The 20,677-nt window shown below is 66.9% G+C and carries 19 protein-coding genes; 13 read left to right on the forward strand and 6 right to left on the reverse strand.

Annotated elements, in window-relative coordinates:
* Positions 1 to 87 precede the first annotated feature (87 nt).
* The 3 genes from RDV64_RS12305 to RDV64_RS12315 are packed head-to-tail and all read left to right on the forward strand — an operon-like array spanning position 88 to position 3,745.
* Positions 88 to 945 carry an FAD binding domain-containing protein gene (locus RDV64_RS12305; RefSeq protein ID WP_309195215.1) on the forward strand — a complete coding sequence of 286 codons (858 nt, stop codon included), beginning with the start codon at positions 88 to 90 and terminating at the stop codon, positions 943 to 945.
* Positions 942 to 1,424, forward strand: coding sequence for a 2Fe-2S iron-sulfur cluster-binding protein (locus tag RDV64_RS12310; protein ID WP_309195216.1), 483 nt, complete (start codon positions 942 to 944; stop codon positions 1,422 to 1,424). Before RDV64_RS12305 ends, RDV64_RS12310 begins: the two co-directional genes overlap by 4 nt.
* A complete protein-coding gene (locus tag RDV64_RS12315; protein ID WP_309195217.1) occupies positions 1,421 to 3,745 on the forward strand; it encodes a xanthine dehydrogenase family protein molybdopterin-binding subunit in 2,325 nt (774 codons plus the stop codon). The genes RDV64_RS12310 and RDV64_RS12315 overlap by 4 nt, the downstream gene beginning before the upstream one ends.
* Positions 3,746 to 3,748: 3 nt before the next feature.
* Here RDV64_RS12315 and RDV64_RS12320 read toward each other — a convergent pair whose 3' ends face one another.
* A complete protein-coding gene (locus RDV64_RS12320) occupies positions 3,749 to 5,008 on the reverse strand; it encodes an FAD-dependent oxidoreductase (protein WP_309195218.1) in 1,260 nt (419 codons plus the stop codon).
* 238 nt (positions 5,009 to 5,246) lie between these two features.
* Between RDV64_RS12320 and RDV64_RS12325 the strand changes: the two genes are divergently transcribed.
* The 10 genes from RDV64_RS12325 (at position 5,247) to RDV64_RS12370 (ending at position 14,447) form a co-directional block, all read left to right on the forward strand.
* On the forward strand, positions 5,247 to 6,179 hold the full coding sequence (locus RDV64_RS12325; protein WP_309195219.1) for an aminotransferase class IV: 933 nt from the start codon (positions 5,247 to 5,249) through the stop codon (positions 6,177 to 6,179).
* 39 nt (positions 6,180 to 6,218) lie between these two features.
* Positions 6,219 to 7,247 (forward strand): transporter substrate-binding domain-containing protein, encoded by a 1,029-nt coding sequence (locus tag RDV64_RS12330; protein WP_309195220.1) that lies wholly within the window; start codon positions 6,219 to 6,221, stop codon positions 7,245 to 7,247.
* 4 nt (positions 7,248 to 7,251) lie between these two features.
* Positions 7,252 to 8,388 carry an ABC transporter permease subunit gene (locus RDV64_RS12335; RefSeq protein WP_309195221.1) on the forward strand — a complete coding sequence of 379 codons (1,137 nt, stop codon included), beginning with the start codon at positions 7,252 to 7,254 and terminating at the stop codon, positions 8,386 to 8,388.
* Positions 8,388 to 8,879: a GNAT family N-acetyltransferase gene (locus tag RDV64_RS12340; RefSeq protein WP_309195222.1), complete on the forward strand. Its 492-nt coding sequence runs from the start codon at positions 8,388 to 8,390 to the stop codon at positions 8,877 to 8,879. Before RDV64_RS12335 ends, RDV64_RS12340 begins: the two co-directional genes overlap by 1 nt.
* On the forward strand, positions 8,876 to 9,982 hold the full coding sequence (locus tag RDV64_RS12345) for an amino acid ABC transporter permease (protein WP_309195223.1): 1,107 nt from the start codon (positions 8,876 to 8,878) through the stop codon (positions 9,980 to 9,982). Before RDV64_RS12340 ends, RDV64_RS12345 begins: the two co-directional genes overlap by 4 nt.
* Positions 9,975 to 10,709 carry an amino acid ABC transporter ATP-binding protein gene (locus RDV64_RS12350; RefSeq protein WP_309195224.1) on the forward strand — a complete coding sequence of 245 codons (735 nt, stop codon included), beginning with the start codon at positions 9,975 to 9,977 and terminating at the stop codon, positions 10,707 to 10,709. The genes RDV64_RS12345 and RDV64_RS12350 overlap by 8 nt, the downstream gene beginning before the upstream one ends.
* Positions 10,710 to 11,744: a proline racemase family protein gene (locus RDV64_RS12355; protein WP_309195225.1), complete on the forward strand. Its 1,035-nt coding sequence runs from the start codon at positions 10,710 to 10,712 to the stop codon at positions 11,742 to 11,744.
* Between the two features lie 111 nt (positions 11,745 to 11,855).
* Entirely contained in the window at positions 11,856 to 12,872 is a 1,017-nt protein-coding gene (locus RDV64_RS12360; protein ID WP_309195226.1) for an ABC transporter substrate-binding protein, read from the forward strand.
* Entirely contained in the window at positions 12,872 to 13,639 is a 768-nt protein-coding gene (locus RDV64_RS12365) for an ABC transporter ATP-binding protein (RefSeq protein ID WP_309195227.1), read from the forward strand. The genes RDV64_RS12360 and RDV64_RS12365 overlap by 1 nt, the downstream gene beginning before the upstream one ends.
* Positions 13,632 to 14,447 (forward strand): ABC transporter permease, encoded by an 816-nt coding sequence (locus RDV64_RS12370; protein WP_309195228.1) that lies wholly within the window; start codon positions 13,632 to 13,634, stop codon positions 14,445 to 14,447. Before RDV64_RS12365 ends, RDV64_RS12370 begins: the two co-directional genes overlap by 8 nt.
* A 271-nt stretch (positions 14,448 to 14,718) precedes the next feature.
* Here RDV64_RS12370 and xylA read toward each other — a convergent pair whose 3' ends face one another.
* The 5 genes from xylA to xylF form a co-directional block, all read right to left on the reverse strand.
* On the reverse strand, positions 14,719 to 16,017 hold the full coding sequence (xylA, locus tag RDV64_RS12375; protein ID WP_309195229.1) for a xylose isomerase: 1,299 nt from the start codon (positions 16,015 to 16,017) through the stop codon (positions 14,719 to 14,721).
* Positions 16,014 to 17,450 carry a xylulokinase gene (xylB, locus tag RDV64_RS12380; protein WP_309195230.1) on the reverse strand — a complete coding sequence of 479 codons (1,437 nt, stop codon included), beginning with the start codon at positions 17,448 to 17,450 and terminating at the stop codon, positions 16,014 to 16,016. The genes xylA and xylB overlap by 4 nt, the downstream gene beginning before the upstream one ends.
* Before the next feature lies 1 nt (position 17,451).
* On the reverse strand, positions 17,452 to 18,246 hold the full coding sequence (locus tag RDV64_RS12385) for an ATP-binding cassette domain-containing protein (RefSeq protein WP_375143746.1): 795 nt from the start codon (positions 18,244 to 18,246) through the stop codon (positions 17,452 to 17,454).
* Positions 18,246 to 19,535, reverse strand: a complete 1,290-nt coding sequence (locus RDV64_RS12390; protein WP_309195231.1) for a sugar ABC transporter permease — start codon at positions 19,533 to 19,535, stop codon at positions 18,246 to 18,248. Before RDV64_RS12390 ends, RDV64_RS12385 begins: the two co-directional genes overlap by 1 nt.
* An 82-nt stretch (positions 19,536 to 19,617) precedes the next feature.
* Positions 19,618 to 20,634 (reverse strand): D-xylose ABC transporter substrate-binding protein, encoded by a 1,017-nt coding sequence (gene xylF, locus RDV64_RS12395; protein ID WP_309195232.1) that lies wholly within the window; start codon positions 20,632 to 20,634, stop codon positions 19,618 to 19,620.
* Positions 20,635 to 20,677: the final 43 nt, after the last annotated feature.

A 20,677-nucleotide genomic window follows, 5' to 3' on the forward strand; every position in this document is an offset into this window, starting at 1 on the left:
GCGCCGGGGCCGGAGGGCTGATCCTTGCCTCGCCTGCCCCTCCCGCCTCAATGTCTGTGACGTTCAAAGTGCCCTGGGAGGTGTGACGTGCGGCCCGCAGCCTTCGATTATCATGCGCCGGCGACGATCGACGAGGCGGTCGCACTTCTTGGCGTGCATGGTGCGAATGCGCGCGTGATCGCCGGTGGTCAAAGCCTTGTGCCTGCCATGACGGCACGGCTTGCACGGCCGACCCACCTCATCGACATCAACCGCCTGCCCCGCGCCGAACGTCCCGCCATCGCCGGCGGTCGACTGCGCATCCCGCCGCTGATGCGACACGTCGACTTCGAGGTGCCGGTGGCGGACAGCCCGCTGGGCGCTGTTCTTGCAGAGCTGTCGGCCGCCATCGGCCAGCTGGCGGTGCGCATGCGCGGGACCTTCTGCGGGGCGATCGCCAATGGCGATCCGGCATCGGAGTGGTGCCTTGCCGCCGTGGTTCTGAATGCCGACGTGATCGTCCGCTCCAAGGCGCGCGGTGTGCGCACCATTGCCGCAAGCGCCTTCTTCGAGACGATCCTCACCACCGTGATGGCCGACGACGAGCTGGTGGTGGAGGTGCAACTGCCGCTTCTGGCCGACACCACGCGCTTCGGCTTCTCCAAGATTGCCCGGCGGCACGGCCACTATGGCGCCGCCCTCGGCCTTTGCATCTACGACCGGGACGAGACGCGCATGCGCGATGTGCGGATCGGCGTCGGTGCGGTGGAGGCGGTGCCGCGCCGCCTCTCCGTTGTGGAGGCGCTGCTGGAGCGGCAGGAGCCGAGCCTGCGGCTGTTCCGCCAGGCGGCGGACGCTGCGGCCGACACGGTTTCACCGATCGACAGCGCGCCGGACGATATCAGCCACAAGCGCGATCTCACGCGGACGACGGTCCGCCGTGCCCTGGAGGCATCGCTCCCATGAGAAACATCCAGATGACACTGGACGTGAACGGCGCCGAGCACACGATTGTGGTGGAGCCGCGCACGGCGCTGGTGGATGCGCTGCGCGACAATCTCGGCCTCAAGGGCACGCCCGCCGGCTGCGAAGGCGACTGCACCGGCGCCTGCACGGTGCTGGTGGACAACGAGCCGATCCGCGGTTGCCTGATGTTTGCGGTGCAGGCCCACGGCACGTCCGTCGCGACCGTTGAGGGGTTGTCGGACGGGGTGACGCTCAACGCCTTGCAGGAAGCGTTTGTGGAGGCCGGGGCCGTTCAGTGCGGCTACTGCACGCCAGGCTTTCTGATGCTGGCCTCCGGTGCGCTCGCCCGCACACCGGACATGGACGACGCGGCCATTGCCGCACTGGTGGCGGAAAACATGTGCCGCTGCGGCGCCTACGACCGGATTGAAACTGCGATCAGGACCGCCCGCAACGCGCTCAAGGTCCACGCTCTATGAAGCACGTTGGCCGGTCCTTCCAGCCGGCAGGCGCCCGTGGTCCGGTCAGCGGACGCGCGCGCTACGCCGGAGACATCGACCTGCCGCGCATGCTGCACATGCGGCTTGTGCGTGCGCCGGTGGCGTTCGGCCGGATCGTGCGGATCGACGCGGACGCTGCCCGCGGCGTGCCCGGCGTGGTGGCCATCTGGACGGCGGACGATGCGGTCCTGCCGCCGGTCCCCGTGCGGGTGATGCCGAGCGAGGCGTTCGAGGCCTATTGCCAGCCGGTGCTGGCGGCCGGAACCGTGCGCTATGTGGGCGAGCCGTTTGCTGCCGTGTTCGCCGAGAGCGCGGGCGCTGCCGACGACGCGGCCGAGCTGGTGATTGCCGACATTGATCCCTACGAGCCGCTGCTGGACGCCACCGCCGATGCCACCCTCCTGTCCGGCGATCTGCGGGCCACCGAATGCGCCACCGTGCGCAAGGGGTTCGGCGATGTGACCCGCGTCTTTCACAATGCGGACCGGGTGGTGGAGCGGCGGGTGAGCCTTGCGCGCGATGGCGCCATGGCGCTGGAGCCGCGCGTGGCGCTTGCGGCATGGGATGCCGACCGGGAGGTGTTGCGCCTGTGGGGCGGCGGCCGCGCCATTCACCAGACCCGTGAAGCCATTGCGACCATGATGGGCCTTGCCGATGAGCAGGTGGAAGTGGAAAGCGCGCGCTCCGGCGGCAGCTTCGGCAGCCGCGGCGAGCTTTGCGCCGAAGACATGCTGGCCAGCCATGCCGCCCGCAGCCTTGGCCGGCCCGTGCGGTGGATCGAGGATCGCCGCGAGCAGCTGACCGCCGCCGCGCAGGCGCGCGGCATGGAGGCGCTCGCCCGTGTCGCGCTGGACGACAAGGGCCGTTTCCTGGCGCTGGACGTGGAATTCTGGATCGACCAGGGAGCTTATCTGCGCGCCGAAGGCACCATGGTCGCCGACCTTGTGGCCGCCATGTTGCCCGGCCCCTATGCGCTGGACGCCTACCGTGCCGTGGGCCATGTGCGGATGACCAACAAGCCGCCGGCGGGTAGCTTCCGCGGTGCAGGCCGCGTGGAGGCAACCTTCATCCGCGAGCGGCTGATCGACGGCGTTGCCGACGCCATCGGCCGCGATGGGTGTGCTTTGCGCTGCGCCAACCTTGCACCCGCGCAGCAGAGCGAGGCGCGCAGTGTTGAGACACTGAAGAGCGCCGTGGCCCCCGAAGGCGTGGCGCATGACGATCTTCTGGCGCAGATGACCAAGCGCTTTTCCCTCGATATCGTGCGCAGGCGTGCGCAGGACCGCCGCGGTCAGGGCGAACTTGCGGGGATCGGCACGGCCTTTTTCACCGAGCCGTCGGATCTCGGTCCGTTCGACCATGTGCGCATTGCCGCCGATACCCGCGGCAACCTTGAAGTGGTGACGGCCGCCGCCGAATTCGGTCAGGGCACCACCACCGCCATTGCACAGATTGTCGCCGACATTGTGGGCGTCGATCTCGACCGGATCCGCGTGACCACCGGGCGAACGGACAGGCTGGGACAGGGCGGCGCACGCATCCTGTCCTCCGGCCTGGCGCTTGCCGGAACGGCGGCGCAGTACGCCGCGGAGTCACTGCGCGACAAGATCGTCCATGCCGCTGCGCGGATGATGGCGGTGCCGGCCGACCGGCTGTCCGTTCGCTCCGGCCGCATTCGCGAGGCGGACCGGCATTTCGGCACCGCGCTTGAACTTGGTGCGCTTGTTCGGGCCTGCGCGCCCGGCACGGTGTTTGCCGGTCCGGACGGCACGGGCCTTCAGGCCGAGGGCTGGTGCCTGTCGGACGGGATGACCACGTCCCACGGTCTCGCCATTGCGGCGGTGGAGATCGACGAGGCGACCGGCTTCATCAAGGTGCCGCGGGTGTTCATCGCCTGCGACGTGGGCAACGCCATCAACCCGGACCTCATCACCGCGCAGATCGAGGGCGCGGTGTTGCAGGGCACGGCGGGGGCGCTTTCGGCGGCGCTGCCGGTGGGCCCGTCAGGTGATCCGCTGGCGCAGACGCTGGCGGACTATGGGATGCCCACCGCGGCAGAGCGGCCCGTTGTGGAGGTGCTCCTGTCGGAAGAGGCGCCGACGCTGCAAAACCCGCTCGGCATCAAGGGCGTTGGTGCGGCCGGCATTGTCGGGATCGGCGCTGCCATTGCCGCGGGCATCGATCAGGCACTTGGTGTCTCCGGCTTTGCGAACAGTCTGCCGGTCCGCCCGGCTGCGGTCCGGCTCCATCTGCGCCAGCGCGCGGATGCCGAACGGGCGGCAATGCGGCGCACCGCCTGACACTCAGGCGCTCCGCCCGAACCGGCCGGCGCGATAGGGCATAGGGTCGGCAAGCGGCTGTTCTCCCGTCAGCATCTGCGCCAGAAGTTCGCCGGTGACCGGGCCGAGGGTGAAGCCCAGATGGTGGTGGCCGAAATTGCCCCACAGCCCGTCCGGCCCAAGTCTGCCGATCACGGGCAAAAGGTCCGGCAGGCAGGGGCGGGCGCCAAGCCATGGGGTCTCGTCGAGCGCATCGCCGATGGGGAAGATCGTGCGCGCATCGGCTTCGGCGCGCATCAGTTGCACCGGCGTTGGCGGATCGTCCCGCCGCGCAAACTCCGCGCCGCTGGTGATCCGCAAGCCCCGCGCGTTGGGCGTAAGCACGTAGCCGCCCGCCTCGTCGGCAACCAGATGGTTGAGCACGGCATTTCCCCTCGGGGCATAGTGGCGGTGGTAGCCGCGCTTGACGCCGAGCGGCAGCGAAATGCCGAACCGCGACAGCACCGCGTCCGACCATGGACCGAGGCACACCACCGCCTCGCGCGCTGTAACGGCGCCGTCGTCCGAGGCGACCCGGTAGAGGCCGTCCTTGCGGGTGAGGGTGGTGGCGTCGCCCGCGGCAATGGTGCCGCCTTCGGCCTCGAAGAGTGCCGCGTAGGCTTTGCCAAGGGCGCCGGGGTCGTTGATGCGCTTGGGGCCGGTCATGTGCACCGCGCCCGCGAACACCGGGGCAAGGTGCGGCTCGGCGCGGGCGAGCGCTGGCGCATCCAGCACACGAAACGGGATGCCGAACTGCGCCTCCACCGCCTCGTCTGCCGCAACCGCTGCCGCCATCACCTTTTCGCTGCGGTAAAGGCGGAGGTAGCCACCGTCCCGCCAAAGGTCGGTGGCGGCGGGACCGGCCCGCTCGCTGAGGGCGCGGTGAGCCGCGATGGCGCCGCCCACCAGCGGCACGTTGGCACGCGCGGTTCGCATCACGCGTGCGGAGCTGCTGCTGGCGGCATAGCGCAACAGGAAGGGCAGCGTCTTGCCAAGGGCGCCCCAGGCGATCCGGGCATCCGTCCGTCGCCCGGCCAGAACGCCGAGGATCACGCGCAGATCGTGGGGGAATGCGTAAGGCATCACCGCTTCGCTCTGGATCAGTCCGGCGTTGCCGAAGGACGTTTCCTCCGCCGCCCCCCGCCGGTCGACCAGCACCACGGAGCGGCCGCGCGCCTGCAGCGCCAGTGCTGTGGAAATCCCAACCATCCCGGCGCCCAGCACCATCACGTCGGATTGCGTCACAGCGTGCGGCTCAGGTCTGGCACTGCGGATCCCGTGCGTTCACATACACTTGCGGATGGTTTGCCAATAGCCTGCTCCTGACCCTGAAAAGAAGCCCGAGGATGCGAACCGCGTGCCAGCGGGTCCGGTCCTGCGCCGCGAACGCCTGGGGTTAGCCGGCACCCGGTTGTCGCGGTAGTGTGCCAACGGTATCCAGATGATGGGCACCATTGCCTCAATATTACTGAAAGGCCCCGTTTTGACCGAAAGCCCGGAAAACGCCGTCAACGCCCACCAGGCCGCCGCAGACCCGCGCAACGACACGCTGAAGCTCTACCTCAACGGCCGGATCGTGCCCAAGGCGGAGGCCACCGTGTCGATCTACGACTCCGGCTTCATGCTGGGGGACGGGCTTTGGGAGGGCATTCGCCTGCACAATGGTGTCTGGGCGTTTCTGGATCAGCACCTCGACCGCCTGTTCGAAGCCTCGCTCGCGCTGGACCTCGACATCGGGATGACCCGCGACGGGCTGAAGAGCGCGTTGGACGAGACGGCGGCTGCCAACAGCATGACCACCGATGCCCATGCCCGGCTGATGGTCACGCGCGGCATAAAGTCCGCGCCCTTTCAGCATCCGAGCTTCTCACGGCAGGGGCCGACGGTCGCGATCATCGTGGAGCACTCGAAGCCGTCCATCCCGCGGCCGATCCGGCTGGCGAGTGTTGCGCATCACCGCGGCCTGCCGTTGACCCAGGATGCCAAGCTTAACTCGCACTCCAAGCTCAATTGCATCCTTGCCTGTATTGCCGCCGAAAAGGCGGGCGGCGATGAGGCGCTGATGTTCGACCCGTTCGGCTTCGTCAACACAACCAATTCGTGCAACTTCTTCATCGTGCGCAAGGGCGAGGTCTGGACCTCCACGGGCGACTACTGCATGAACGGCATCACCCGCGGCCACGTCGTCTCGCTGTGCCGCGAAAACGGCATCCCGATCTTCGAGCGCAACTACTCGCTGGTCGACACCTACGGCGCCGACGAAGCCTTCATGACAGGTTCGTTCGGTGGGCTGACCCCCGTGGGCTCGATCGATCACAGGCCGATGCCCGCCGGTCCCGGCCCGATGACCGATAAAATCAGCGCGCTTTACCGCGAATTGATCAAACGGCACTGTTCTGGCGTGGAGGCTGCATAAATGCGCTTTCAGAACGAGAAACTCTCACGAGGAGCACACATGCTGAAACACACCATCGCCGCTGCGCTGGCACTCGGCCTGTCGGCCGCGCCGGCGCTTGCGGCCGATCCGGGCCCCACGGTCCAGAAGATCATGGATCGCGGCACCCTTCTGTGCCCCGGCCACAACGGCTCCTACCTCGGTTTTGCCGAAGTGGACGACAAGGGCGCCTGGTCGGGCTTCGATATCGAGTTCTGCAAGGCGCTCGCCACGGCAATCCTCGGCTCGCCCGATGCGGTGCAGATCATTCCGGTCTCGTTCGCGCAGCGTTTTCCGGCGGTGCAGTCCGGCGACATCGACGTGATCATCAAGGTCACCGGCTGGACCATGAGCCGCGACACCGAGCTTGGCCTCCAGTTCTCGCGCCCCTACTTCATCGGGCCGACCAACGTCCTCGTCCGCTCTGACATCGGCGCCACCTCCACGGCGGATCTTGAGGGCGGCGTGTTCTGCATCAACGCCGGCACGTCCATCGAGCGGATTGTGGCCGACTACATGGGTGCCCGCGGCATCAGCTACGAAAGCCTCACCTTCGAGAAGCCCGAAGAGCTGCGCGCTGCACTCTACAACGGCCGCTGCGACGCGCTGGCCGGCTTTGGCCCGTTCCTCGCCGCGACCCGCTTCAACGCACCCGATCCCGATGCCTTCGAGATCATGGACGAGACGCTGGCGCTGGAACCTGAGAGCCTTGCCGCACGCCAGGGCGACGACAATTTCATCGACGTTCTCAACTGGCTGACCAACTCGCTCCTCTTCGCCGAGGAGAACGGCATCACGCAGGCCAACGTCGACGAAGTCCGCGCCAACCCGCCGTCGGCATCCGTGGAGCGTTTCCTTGGCGTTTCGCCGGGCTACGGCGAGCGGCTCGGCCTGTCCGACGACTGGGCCTACAACGTGATCAAGGCCGTCGGCAACTACGCCGAAATCTACGACGGCACCGTGGGCGAGGGCTCCGTCTACAAGCTGCCGCGCGGCAAGAACAAGCTGTGGAGCGACGGCGGCCTTCTCTACACCCTCGTGCTCGACTGACCACGTGCTTCGCGCGCTGAAAAACCGCAAGGCGCGGGGGTGGCTCCTTCAGGGGGCCACCCTCGCCATCGCCATCTTGCTGGTGGCGACGTTCGTCCTCACCGCACGCCACAACCTTCTGAGCCAGGGGATCGCCACCGGCTTCGGCTTCCTTGAACGGTCCACCGGCTGGCCCATCAACTTCTCGCTGATCGATATTTCCGACCGCTCGCCCTACTGGGAGATGCTGCTCGCCGGCTTCCTCAACACGCTTCTGGTCGGCATTCTCGGTATCACGCTTGCCACCGTCATCGGCGTCACCGTCGGCCTTGCGCGCGTCTCCACCAACTTCATGCTGAACTTCATCGGCACGGTCTTCGTGGAGATATTTCGCAACGTCCCGCTGATCCTGCAGGTGATTTTCTGGTACGCGCTTCTGACGCACCTGCCGCGTCCGCGCGAAGCCTACGACATTGGCGGCGCCATCTTCCTCACCAACCGCGGCCTCATCGTCCCCGCATTCGACATGTCGAGCGCCGACATCGCGCTGTTTTGCGCAGGCTTCGTTGCGCTGGTGGTGGCGGGCGTCGTCTTGGCCCGCCGGATCGGCGGGCTCGCTGCGACCGCGCTGGTCATTGCCGCATCAACCGTCCTGTTCCTGACGCTCCTTTATACCGGGCGGACGCCGGACGCCCCGGTCTTCACCCTGCCCGCCATGAAGGGCCTGCGCTTTGCCGGCGGGTTCGACATCAAGCCTGAATTCTTCGCGCTACTGGTCTCCATCGCCATCTTCGGCGGCGCCTATGTGGGCGAGATCGTCCGCGCCGGCTTCCTCTCGGTCGATCAGGGCCGGGTCGAGGCGGCACGGGCGCTCGGGCTTTCCGGCTGGCAGGTCAACCGCTTCGTGCGGATCCCGCTTGCTGTCCGCGCGATCCTGCCGGCGCTTTCCAACCAGTATATCTGGCTGATGAAGGCGACGACGCTGGGCATCGCGATCGGCTTCCCGGACTACTTCATGGTCGTCTCCACGTCGATCAACCAGTCCGGCCAGACCATGGAACTCCTTGCGCTCCTGATGGGCGGCTTTCTCGTCATCAACTACGCGATGGGGGCGGGCCTCAACATTCTCAACGGTCGCCTCACGTTGAAGGGCCGCAACTGATGGCCGCCGCTGAAGACGGAGCACCCGCCAGGGTGGTCGATGCCGAGCGGGCGGACGCCGTGGCCATTGCAGCCCTTCTGACGGCGTCGATCACCGACCTTTGCGAAGCCGACCACGGGCACGACCCGGCCGTGGTCGCAAGCTGGACCGCCAACAAGACGCCGCAAACCGTCTTGAAGTGGATCGAAGACCCTGAACTGGGCGTGCTCGCTGGCTGGGAGAATGGCGAAATTGTCTCCGTCGGCGCCTTCCGGGTCGAGGGGATCATGCTGACTTACGTGGCACCGGCGCATGTGCGGCGAGGCCACGGCTCTGCACTGCTGGCGGTGATGGAAGCCTGCCTCGGCTTTGCCGGCGTGCAGAATGCCCACGTCACGGCCACGCGCACCGCGCTCGGCTTCTATGAGGCGTGCGGCTACATCGCGGATGGCCCGCCGGATGGCGGACCGGGCAATTGGGGCCAGCCGATGATCAAGGATCTCAGCGCATGAGCGGGGCAACGCTCTCTACCGAGACCATCGCAGCCGCACCGCCGCCGCCCGAAGACGGGGCGGTCGCATGGGCGCGGCGGCGCCTGTTCTCCAACGCGTTCGACACGGTGATCACGCTGGTGTTCGGCGCGCTCGTCGTCTGGCTGGCGGTGGTGCTGGTCGACTGGGCCTTCATCGGCGCCATCTGGAATGCCGCCGACGCCGAGCTCTGCCGCAGTGCCAATGGCGCCTGCTGGGCGGTGATCGATGCGCGGGGCCGCCTCATCCTCTTCGGCCTCTACCCCTACGAGGAGCAGTGGCGTTCCGCGCTTGCCTGCCTCGTCATCATCGTCACCATGATCCTGTCATGCGTCCCGCATTTCTGGGGCCTTCGCGCACTGCCGACCATCTGGCTGACCGGGTTCGGCATCTTCGTGGCGCTGATGTACGGCGGCTTTCTCGGCTTGCCTCTGGTCACGACCGAGCAATGGGGCGGGCTGGCGCTCACCGTGTTCATCTTCGCCGCGGTGTTCGTGATCGGGATGCCGCTTGCCGTGGCGCTGGCGCTGGCCCGCCGCTCCAACCTTCCGGTGATCCGCGCCGTCGCGGCGTTCCTGATCGACACCGTGCGCTCGCTGCCGCTCCTCACCATCCTGTTTGCCGCTGCGGTGGTGGTGCCGTTTGTGGTGCCGGACTGGGCCCAGGGCGACAAGCTCGGCCGCGTGGTGGTGGCGTTCGCGCTGTTCTTCGCCTGCTACGAGGCCGAAATCCTGCGCTCGGGGCTCCAGTCGATCCCCGGCGGGCAGGAGGAGGCGGCGGCCGCACTCGGCATGTCCTACTCGGCCCGCGTGTTCGACATTCTGCTGCCGCAGGCCTTCCGCGCCTCGCTGCCGGCGACCATCAATCAGGTGGTCATCACCTTCAAGGAAACCTCCATCGTCACCATCATCGGCTTCTTCGAGGTGACGGCGTCCGCCTCCGCTGCCGTCGGGCGGGGCGAATGGGGGGCCTACTATGTCGAGGTCTATGTGTTTGTGGCGCTGGTCTACTTCGTGTTCGTGTTCGGCCTGTCGCGCTACGGCGCCTATCTGGAGCGCCGTGCGCGGTTGACCGCTCGTGGATAGGCCGGCAATCGCGCTCCATGCCGTCTCCAAGCGGTTCGGAGACTTCAACGCGCTATCGGACGTTTCGCTCGAGGTGGCCGAGGGCGAGGTGCTGGTGGTGTGCGGACCATCGGGCTCCGGCAAGTCCACGCTGATCCGCTGCATCAACGCGCTGGAAACCCACGACAAGGGCCGCATCAATGTGGAGGGCGTCACCCTCTCCGACGATGTCGACGCGATCCAGGCGATCCGCGCCGAGGTCGGAATGGTGTTTCAGTCGTTCAATCTCTTCCCCCACCTCTCGGTGCTGAAGAATTGCGCGCTGGCCCCGGTCCGCGTGCGCGGCAAGAGCTGGGCCGACGCGGAGGCTGCCGCCCTCACGCAGCTCAAGCGCATGCGCATCGAAGATCAGGCCCAAAAATTTCCCGACGAGCTGTCCGGCGGCCAGCGCCAGCGCGTCGCCATTGCCCGCGCGCTGACCATGGCGCCCCGCATCATGTTGTTCGATGAGCCGACCTCCGCACTGGACCCCGAAATGATCGGCGAGGTGCTCGACGCCATGCGCACGCTGGCCGCCGAGGGCATGACGATGATCTGCGTCACCCACGAGATGGGCTTTGCCCGGCAGGTGGCCGACCGCGTGGTGTTCATGGCAGGCGGCCGGATCATCGAGACCGCGCCGCCGGACGCATTCTTCGCCAACCCCCGCGAGCCGGAAACCCGCGAGTTCCTGGAAAAGATCCTTTAGGTGCGTACCACAAAGACCATCCACGTCGTCTCCTGCCACGCCGAGGGGGAGGTGGGCGACGTGATTGTCGGCGGCGTCGCCCCGCCGCCGGGCGACACGCTGTGGGACCAGCGCAGCTTCATCGCGGCCGATGAGACCTTGCGCAATTTTGTGCTGAACGAACCGCGGGGCGGGGTCTTCCGCCACGTCAACCTTCTGGTGCCGCCGAAGGACCCGCGCGCGGCCATGGGATTCATCATCATGGAGCCGGCGGACACGCCGCCAATGTCGGGGTCCAACTCCATCTGCGTCGCGACGGTGCTGCTCGACACCGGAATTGTCCCCATGACGGAGCCCGAAACGCGCTTCGTGCTGGAGGCGCCGGGCGGGCTTGTGGCAGTGCGCGCGCGCTGCCGGGGCGGCAAGGCCGAGGCCATCACGGTGGAGAACGTGCCATCGTTTGCCACCCGGCTCGATGCCCCGCTGGAGGTGGCGGGCCTTGGCACACTCTCCGTCGATACCGCCTATGGCGGCGACAGTTTTGTGATGGTCGATGCTGCTGCTCTGGGTTTCGCGCTGACGGCGGACGAGGCGCGCGATCTGGCCGCGCTGGGGCCGAAGATCACCGCCTCCGCCACCGAGGCGCTGGGGTTCCACCACCCCGAGCAGCCGGACTGGCGGCACATCTCGTTCACAGTCTTCTGCGGCCCGCTGACCGAGACTGCGCAAGGGCCGGAGATGGTCAACGCCTGCGCCATCCGTCCCGGCAAGATCGACCGCTCGCCCACCGGCACGGCTCTTTCGGCCCACATGGCCCGCTTTGCCGCCCGCGGGATGATGGACGTCGGCGACCGGCTGACCACCGTCTCGCTCATCGGATCGCGCTTCTACGGGCGGATCGAGTCGCGCGCGACCGTTGGCGCCCTGCCTGCCATCGTGCCGACTGTAACAGGGCGCGGTTTCGTCACCGGAACCCACCAGTTGATGCTGGACCCCGATGACCCGTGGCCCGGCGGCTACAGGGTCAGCGACACCTGGCCGGGCGCCACGGGCTAGGCCCGGCGCCGCGTTCCAGCTTTTTGCAAAGCGGCTCGCCTGCCGCGTGCAGGACGGCTATGAAGGCCGCCTGACTATCACGCCTTACGAATCGAAGAGGGAGGAACGACAATGGCACTCGCAAAGAGGCTACTCGCGGCGGCAACGGTCGCTTCAATGGTGGCGCTGGGCGCAAGCGCGGCATCGGCGGCGGACGAGATCAAGGTGGGCATCCTGCGCTTCGCCTCGCACTCGCCCTCCATGATTGCCAAGGCAAAGGGCTATTTCGCGGACGAGGATCTCGACGTCACCTTCGTGCCGTTCCAGGCCGCCCAGCCGATGGCGGTGGCGATTGCTTCCCGCGACATCGACTTCGGCATGACCGCCATTTCCGGCGGCCTCGTCAGCCTTGCCGACAAGGGCGCGGTGAAGGTCATCGGCGGCGCGCTGATGGAGACGGACGACGTGGAGGGGCAGAAGATTCTCGCCTCCAAGGCCGCCTATGATGCCGGCTTTACCGATCCGTCCGGCCTCAAGGGCAAGCGCTTCGGCGTGACGACGGCGGGCTCCTCCTTCCACTACATGGCCAGCAAGGTCGGCGAGGCCGAGGGGCTGAAGACCGGCGATTTCCGCATCGTTCCGCTCCAGAAGGTGCCGGCGGTGATCGCGTCGCTGAAGTCCGGCCAGATCGATTCCTGGTCCATTGTCCCCAACATTGCGAGCGCCATTTCGGCGGGTGGCGACGTGGTCGAGATCGGCAAGATCTCCGACTATATTCCGGGCTATCAGGTGACGACGGTGTTCACCTCCACCGCCAACGTGGAAGACCGCCCGGATCTGGTGAAGCGCTTCCTCGCCGGCCTCTCCAAGGGCATTGCCGACTACAACGCCGCCTTTGTCGACAAGACCATGAGCGATGCGGACAGCGCGGAAATCGTGAAGATCGTCCACGAATACGTCTATGCCGACATGCCGCTCGACAAGGCCGACAAGCGGATCCGCGCCGGTGCCATGCGCATCAACGAAGGCGCTGCGCTCAACGTCGAGAGCGTCGAGGACCAGCTTGAATGGTTCAAGGCGGAGAAGCTGGTTCCGGAGGGCGTCACCATGGACGATCTCGTCGACACGCAGTTCGTGACCACCAACTGATGAAGCTGATCGCCGACAACATCACGCACCGCTATGGCGACACGGCGGTGCTCTCGGGTATCTCGTTTGCCATCGACGCGGGGGAGATCGTGGCTGTTGTCGGCCCCTCCGGGTGCGGCAAGTCCACGCTGCTCCGGTTCCTTGGCGGGCTGGAGCGCGCTTCCGAGGGGCGCGTTCTGGCCGAAGGCGACGCGCCCGCCAATTCGCTCAACCCGGTCACCTACGTCTTTCAGGATTTTGCGCTGCTGCCGTGGCGGACGGCCGAAGGCAACGTCTCGCTGGTGCTGGAGGACCGCAAGCTGTCCGCCGCCGAGCGCCGCGAGATTGTTGCCGACGTTCTCGCCCGCACCAAGCTCACCGATTTTGCCGGCGCCTGGCCGCGCCAGCTTTCAGGCGGCATGAAGCAGCGTGTCGCCATTGCGCGCGCGCTCTCCGTCCGCCCCGCCGTGATGCTGATGGACGAGCCCTTGTCCGCGCTCGACAGCCAGACCCGCGAACTCCTGATCGACGATCTCGTCGACCTCTGGTCCCGCGAGCGGTTTTCCGCCTGCTACGTCACGCACAACCTTGCCGAAGCCGTGAGGCTTGGCCACCGGATCATCGTGCTCTCCCGCCGCCCCGGCACCATCCGCGACATTGTCGAGATCGACATGCCGCTTGCCGAGCGCGCCGAGCGGATCGCCGAACTTGCCCCCATCGAACGCCGCCTGTGGAACCTCATGCGCGAAGAGGCCCGTGCCGCGGACCGGGAGTTGCTGGATGCTTGAGCGCACCCCCGAGGCGGCTGCGACGCGCCGCGAAGTCCCGTTTCGCGGTGGCGGTTTTCGCGCCCGCCCGATGCTGCTTGCCGGGCCTCTGGTGTTTCTGGTGCTGCTGGCGGTGTGGGAGCTCGGCTCGCGCACGGGCGTCATCAGCAACATTGCGCTGCCCGCGCCGTCCGAGGCGCTGAAGGCGCTGGGCGACCTCATCGAGACCGGCATGTTGTGGCGGCACCTCGAGGCGAGCCTCTCGCGCCTTGCCATCGGGTGGACCGTCGGCACCTTTGCCGGCGTTACGCTGGGGCTTTTGATCGGGCTGTTCTCGGTTGTCCGCGCCGGGGTGGCGCCGCTGGTCTCGGCGCTGTTTCCGATCCCCAAGATCGCGCTCCTGCCGCTCTTCATCATCTGGTTCGGGATCGGCGAGGGCTCGAAGGTCGCGACCATCATGTTCGGGACGTTCTTTCCCACCGTCATCGCCACCTATAGCGGCGTCGACGGGGTGGACCGCACCTTGATCCGCATGGGCCAGTCGTTCGGGCTGTCGTGGGTGTCGATCGTGCGCAAGATCATCCTGCCGGGCGCGTTGCCGGCGATCCTCTCGGGGGCGCGCATATCCGCGTCCATTGCCATCATCCTGCTTGTGGCGGCCGAGATGATCGGCGCCGAATACGGCATTGGCGCGTACATTCTGATGGCGGGGTCGCTGTTTGCGCTCGATCAGCTGATCGCGGGCGTTGCGATGCTCTCGGTGATCGGCCTTTGCGTGAGCTGGCTGATCGGCCGGGCAGAGCGCAGGCTCCTTGCCTGGCGCACCTGAGGGGCGGGGCCGGGTTGCGGGGCTCGCTCTGGCACGGATGACCGTGGGACGGCTGCAGCGAGGAGGGGTTCCCCTCCTCGCGCTCCTCTCCACCTCGCCGGCAGGCAGGTTTGCAAGGTGAAGAACCTTGCAAACCATCGGCAGGCTGGGTCGGACCCTGACGGCATCAAGCACCCGTCCTCGCCATGCTCGCCCCTTCAGGGCTGTGCGTGGCTCCGGGTGGGCGCTTGACGCCGCCACGGTCCTCGGAACTGCAGCAGGTCAGACGGGATCAGACGTAGCGGTTGACGATGTTTTCCAGGATCTCCTGCCGGCCAGACAGGGGTTGCGGCTCCATTTCCTGCTCCAGCACCATTGCTTCGATGCTCTCAAGATCGCTGTCGGCCATCGCCTTGGCCCAGCCCTCGGTCCAGCCGGCGTAGCGTTTTGCGCGGGCGTCTTCCAGGGCGCCGTCGGCCAGCATCTTCGAGGCTGCCTTCAGGCCGCGGGCGCAGACATCCATGGCACCGGCGTGGCCTGCGATGAGGTCCACCGGGTCCAGCGACTGGCGGCGCAGCTTGGCGTCGAAGTTGGTGCCGCCGGTCTTGAAGCCGCCGCCCTTCAACACCTCGTAGTAGGCGAGCGCGACCTCGGGCACGTTGTTGGGGAACTGATCGGTGTCCCAGCCGGACTGGTAGTCGTTGCGGTTCATGTCGATGGAGCCGAAGATGCCGAGCGCGTTGGCGAGCGCCAGCTCGTGCTCGAACGAGTGACCGGCGAGGATCGCGTGGCCCTGCTCGATGTTGAGCTTCACCTCGTTCTCAAGGCCGTGGCGCTGGAGGAAGCCGTACACCGTCGCGACATCGTAGTCGTATTGATGCTTGGTGGGTTCCTGCGGCTTCGGCTCGATCAGGATCGTGCCCTTGAAGCCGATCTTGTGCTTGTAGTCGACCACCATGGAGAGGAAGCGGCCGAGATTGTCGAGCTCGCGCCCCATGTCGGTGTTGAGGAGGGTCTCGTAGCCCTCGCGGCCGCCCCACAGGACGTAGTTCTCGCCGCCGAGCTTGTGGGTGGCGTCCATGCAGTTCTTCACCGTTGCGGCGGCGTAGGCGAAGACGGCCGGGTCCGGGTTGGTGGCCGCGCCCGACATGTAGCGCCGGTGCGAGAAGAGGTTGGCCGTCCCCCAAAGGAGGCGCACCTTGGCGCTCTCCATCTTGGCCGCGAACACGTCGACGATCTCTTCGAGATTGCGCGTGGTCTCGGCAAAGTTGGCGCCTTCGGGCCGGGCGTCGGCGTCGTGGAAGCAGAAATAGGGGACGCCGAGGATCTCGAACATGTCGAACGCGGCGTCGGCCTTGGCCCTGGCGCCTTCCATCGTGTCGTTGAACCAGGGGCGCTCGAAGGTCTGCCCGCCAAACGGGTCGGTGCCGGGCCATGCGAAGGAGTGCCAGTAGGCGACCGCAAAGCGCAGCTGGTCTTCCATCCGCTTGCCGCCGACGGTCTCGTCGGCATCGTAGTGGCGGAAGGCCAGTTCGTCGCCGGCATCCGGCTTGAAGGAAAGCGGCTCGATGCCTTCGAAGAAGCGGCTCATGACAGGTCTTCCAGTGCGTTGTACGTCGCCTTGTAGCGGTGGTGGGCATCCGCGAAGGCGCCGGAGAGGGCGTTGGACGGGGCGATGGTTTCCTGGATCGCCGGTGGGGTGACGATGCTCACGTCTGCGCCGGCGGCCAGCGCGCCGAGACGGGCCGCGCCGAACGCTGCACCAAAATCACCGTCCGCAGGAACGTTGACGGGCACACCGAGGACGGTGGCGATCAGCTCCAGCCAGTAGCGGGAACGGGAGCCGCCGCCGACGGCAATGACTTCGTCGAGGTGCGTGCCGCAGGCGGACAGCGCTTCCGCGCAATCGCGCAGCGCGAAGGCGACGCCTTCCATGACGGCTCTGGCACCGGCGGCGCGGTCCACTTCGTGGCCAAGGCCGATGAAGGACGCGCGCGCGTCGGGCGCATTGTGGGGGGTGCGCTCGCCGCCAAGGTAGGGGAGGAACATTGCGCGGCCGGGTGGCTGGAGCGGGCCGAGGCCTTCGGTCAGCGTTGCAGGGTCGGCGCCGGTCAGGCTGGCGTACCAGTTGAGCGCATCGGTGGCGGCAAGGATGACGCCCATGTGGTGCCACAGGTCCGGCAGCGCGTGGCAGAAGGTGTGCGTTGCGCTGGACGGCATGGGGCTGAAATTGGCGGCTGGCGCAAACACCACGCCGGACGTGCCCAGTGACACGAAGGCGGTGGACGGCTGGGTCACGCCCATGCCGATGGCGGCTGCGGCATTGTCACCGCCGCCGCCCGCGATGGGAATGCCCGCCGGCAGGCCGAATTCGCTGGCGACTTCGGCGCGCAGCGTGCCGGAGGTTGCGCTGCCTTCCACAAGGCGGGGCATGTTGTCGGTGGACAGCTCGGATTCGGACAGAAGCTCCGGCGACCAGTTTCGGGCGCCAACGTCGAGCCACGCCGTGCCCGAGGCGTCCGACATTTCGGAGACGGCCTCGCCGGTCAGCCAGAGGCGGAGATAGTCCTTCGGCAACAGGACGAGTGCGGTCTGCTTGAAGAGGTCCGGCTCGTTGCGGGCGACCCACACCAGCTTCGGCGCGGTGAAACCGGCGAAGATCAGGCTGCCCGCCTTTTGCGCGTAACCCGGGATGGACGACAGGTCGGCAGCTTCGGCGCCGGCGCGCGTGTCGTTCCACAGGATCGAGGGGCGCAGGACGTCGTGTGCCTTGTCCAGCAGCGTCGCGCCATGCATCTGGCCGGAAAGGCCGATGCCCTTGACGCCGTCCAGCGGGGTCTTGGCGCCAAGGGCGGTGAGCGCGGCCCTGGTCGCCTCGATCCAGTCGGCCGGGGCCTGTTCGGACCAGCCCGGATGGGGCCGGGAGACGGTGAGCGGAGCGGTCGCCTCGGCGACGATCGCCTGCGCTTCGTCGATCAGAAGTGCCTTGACGCTGGAGGTGCCAAGGTCGATCCCGAGGAACACGCTAGCGGTCCCTCAGGGGGTTCTTGCCCATGATGATCATTGAAAGAATGTCGTCCTCCGTCACGTCCTCGACCCGCTCCATACCGACGAGCCTGCCGTTCTTCATAACAGCGACGCGGTCGCAAAGCGCCATCATTTCGCGGGTGTCGTGGCTGATGAGGAAGATGCCGAGGCCCTGCTTCTTCAGCTCGTCCACCAGTTCGGCGACCATCTGCGTCTCGTGAACGCCGAGCGCTGCCGTCGGCTCGTCCATGATCAGGATTTTGGCGTTGAAGTAGACCGCGCGGGCGATGGCGACGGACTGCCGCTGCCCGCCCGACAGCGCCTTCACCGGCTCCGACAGGCGTTTGAAGTTGGGGTTGAGGCGCGCCATGATCCTGGCGGTCTCCGCCTCCATTCGCGCGTCGTCGACGAAGCCGAGCTTCGTCGTCAGCTCGCGGCCGAGGAAGAGGTTGGATGCGGCGTCGAGGTTATCGGCGAGCGCGAGTGTCTGGTAGATGGTCTCGATGTTGTGCCGGCGGGCATCGCGCGGGCTTTCGATGCTGACCTTCTTGCCCTCGACGAAGATCTCGCCCGCATCCGCATTGTAGGCGCCGGACAGGATCTTGATCAGCGTCGACTTGCCAGCGCCGTTGTGGCCGAGGAGGCCGACCACTTCGCCGGGATAAAGGTCGACCGAAACGCCGTCGACGGCATTCACGCCGCCGAAGGCAAGGCGGATGTTCTTCATCTCGACCAGCGGCGTCTCTCCCTTGCGGGCGGGGGCGGGGCGAGTGGCGGTTGTGGTCGCAGTCATCAGCTGACCCCCGAGCGGCGGCGGTAGATTATGTCGATCAGCACCGCGAGAACGAGGACGCTGCCGACGACGATATTCTGGAACGGCGCATCAACGCCCACCATCGCCATGCCCGACTGGAGCGACTGCATGATGAGTGCACCGAGAATGGCGCCGTAGATTGTGCCGATGCCGCCCGACAGGGCGGTCCCGCCGATGACGGCGGCGGCAATCACGCGCAGCTCGTCGAGCGTGCCGATGTCGTTGGTGTGGTAGCCGAGGCGGGCCGATGCAATCACCGCCGACAGCGCGCACAGCGCCCCCATCAGCGCGAACACTTTTACCGTCAGAAGGCGGGTGTTGATGCCGGACAGCTCGGCCGCGTCGGGATTTCCGCCAGTTGCAAAAATATAGCGGCCGAAGCGGGTGCGGCGGGCGAGGATGGTCATGATCACGGCAACGCCGATGAGGACCAGAACCGAGATGGGAAGCCCGTAGCCGGGTGCAAAGCCTTCGGGGATCTGCCCGTCCTCGAACATCCGGCGGACCCGGCCGACGGGGATTTGGTAGGCGTTGAGGATCGCGATGAAGCCGACGATGGCACCGGCGGCGATCACGCACATCACGGCTTCGGCCCACAGCGGTTTGACGGGGAAGTCATGCTTGGTCCGCGCGCGGCGGGACTGGAGAAGAAGCAGGATCGCAGCGATGGAAGCGACGGCCGCGAAGATCCACGACAGATCCGGCCCCAGCGTGCCGTTGATGCCGCCGAACTTGAGGAAGGTTTCGTCCAGCGGGCCGATGGTCTGCCCGTCCGTCAGATACCAGGCAACGTTGCGCCAGACGAGAAGCCCGCCCAGCGTGACAATGAATGCCGGGATGCCGAGATAGCCCACAAGCGTGCCCTGGAAGGCGCCGATGGCGGTCCCGACGAGGAGGCCGGCCAGGATCGCGATGATCCACACGGCGGGATGACCGATGCCGAGGCCGAGCCATTCGGGCAGGATCGCCGTCTGCATCATGGCCATGACGGCAGAGCAGGTGGCCAGCAGCGAGCCGACCGAAAGGTCGATGTGGCGCGTCACGATCACGAACACCATTCCGGTCGCCATGATGGCGACGGACACGGTCTGGATCGTGAGGTTGAAGATGTTGCGGGGGGTGAGGAACCGCCCGTCGGTGATGAAGTCGAACACCAGGCAGAGGACCACGAAGGCGCCAATCATGCCGAGGAGGCGGGTGTCGATCTGAAGCTGCTTGAGAAGCGAGGTCCGCTGCGGCGCGGTCGCCTGCTGGGCGGTGTCGGTCATGGGGCGTCCCGGTCAGGCTGGTGGGGGAAAGGGCGGCGCGATCTCGTCGCGCCGCCCTCGGGTCGTATCGTCAGTCAGCGGCTCAGTTGCAGGGCGAGGGGCCGTTCTCGACGCCCTGGCACAGCGTTTCCTTGTCGATCCAGCCGGCGTCGACAACATCGTCGAGGTTGTCGGCCGTCACCGGGACGGGGACGAGGAAGCGGGCGGACAGCTCGGTGCCGGCCGGCGAAGTCCACTGCTCGGCGCCTTCAACTTCCGCAAGCGCGGTGCCGTTTGCCATCGCGACGGCGGCTTCGGCGGCAGCCTTGCCCAATTCGCGTGCGTCCTTCCAGACCGACACGGTCTGCGTGCCCTTGGCCACGCGGTTGAGGGCGGCATGGTCGCCGTCCTGACCGGAGACGGGGATGCCGTCGAGGCCCTGTGCGGTCAGCGCGGCGACAGCGCCGCCGGCGGTGCCGTCGTTGGATGCGACAACGGCGTCGACCTTGTTGTCCTGCGCGGTGAGGATCTGTTCCATGTTGCGCTGGGCGTTGGCGGGGAGCCAGCCGTCCGTATAGGCCTCGTCGACAATGGTGATGTCACCGGCGTCGATGGCGCTTTGCAGGACTTCCTGCTGACCGCCGCGCAGGAAGTCTGCGTTCGGGTCCGTGGGGGAGCCCTTAATCATCACGTAGTTGCCCGTGGGGGCATTCTTCAGCACTTCGCGGGCCTGCATCCGGCCGACTTCGACGTTGTCGAAGGTGAGGTAGAAGGCGCGGGGGTCCTCGATCAGCCGGTCATAGCCGACCACGGGAATGCCTTCGTCGGCTGCGGCCTGAACGGCGGGGCCGATCGCCTGCGAATCCTGCGCCAGAATGATCAGCGCGTTCGCACCCTGTGCGATCAGCGACTCGATATCGGACAGCTGCTTGGACGAGGAAGACTGTGCGTCCGACGAAATATACTCGGCGCCTGCGGCTTCGAGCGCGCTCTTGATTGCGGCTTCATCGGTCTTCCAGCGTTCTTCCTGAAAATTGGACCAGGAAACACCAACGGTCTGCGCGAACGCAGCCGTGGAGAAGCTGGCCACCATTGCGGCGGCCAAAACGGTCTTCAGCATAAAGGTCCTCCCATCGCCCCAATGCTGGGGCGTTGCTCGTTTA

The sequence above is a fragment of the Acuticoccus sp. MNP-M23 genome (assembly GCF_031195445.1).
In the GTDB taxonomy this organism is placed as follows: Bacteria; Pseudomonadota; Alphaproteobacteria; order Rhizobiales; family Amorphaceae; genus Acuticoccus.

Bases quoted from the DNA above. Each gene is read 5' to 3' on its own strand.
- RDV64_RS12360 (WP_309195226.1), top strand. From the start codon at position 11,856: ATGGCACTCGCAAAGAGGCTACTCGCGGCGGCAACGGTCGCTTCAATG.
- RDV64_RS12310 (WP_309195216.1), top strand. From the start codon at position 942: ATGAGAAACATCCAGATGACACTGGACGTGAACGGCGCCGAGCACACG.
- RDV64_RS12340 (WP_309195222.1), top strand. From the start codon at position 8,388: ATGGCCGCCGCTGAAGACGGAGCACCCGCCAGGGTGGTCGATGCCGAG.
- RDV64_RS12315 (WP_309195217.1), top strand. From the start codon at position 1,421: ATGAAGCACGTTGGCCGGTCCTTCCAGCCGGCAGGCGCCCGTGGTCCG.
- RDV64_RS12390 (WP_309195231.1), bottom strand. From the start codon at position 19,535: ATGACCGACACCGCCCAGCAGGCGACCGCGCCGCAGCGGACCTCGCTT.
- RDV64_RS12365 (WP_309195227.1), top strand. From the start codon at position 12,872: ATGAAGCTGATCGCCGACAACATCACGCACCGCTATGGCGACACGGCG.
- RDV64_RS12370 (WP_309195228.1), top strand. From the start codon at position 13,632: ATGCTTGAGCGCACCCCCGAGGCGGCTGCGACGCGCCGCGAAGTCCCG.
- RDV64_RS12385 (WP_375143746.1), bottom strand. From the start codon at position 18,246: ATGACTGCGACCACAACCGCCACTCGCCCCGCCCCCGCCCGCAAGGGA.
- RDV64_RS12345 (WP_309195223.1), top strand. From the start codon at position 8,876: ATGAGCGGGGCAACGCTCTCTACCGAGACCATCGCAGCCGCACCGCCG.
- xylF (WP_309195232.1), bottom strand. From the start codon at position 20,634: ATGCTGAAGACCGTTTTGGCCGCCGCAATGGTGGCCAGCTTCTCCACG.
- xylA (WP_309195229.1), bottom strand. From the start codon at position 16,017: ATGAGCCGCTTCTTCGAAGGCATCGAGCCGCTTTCCTTCAAGCCGGAT.
- RDV64_RS12330 (WP_309195220.1), top strand. From the start codon at position 6,219: ATGCTGAAACACACCATCGCCGCTGCGCTGGCACTCGGCCTGTCGGCC.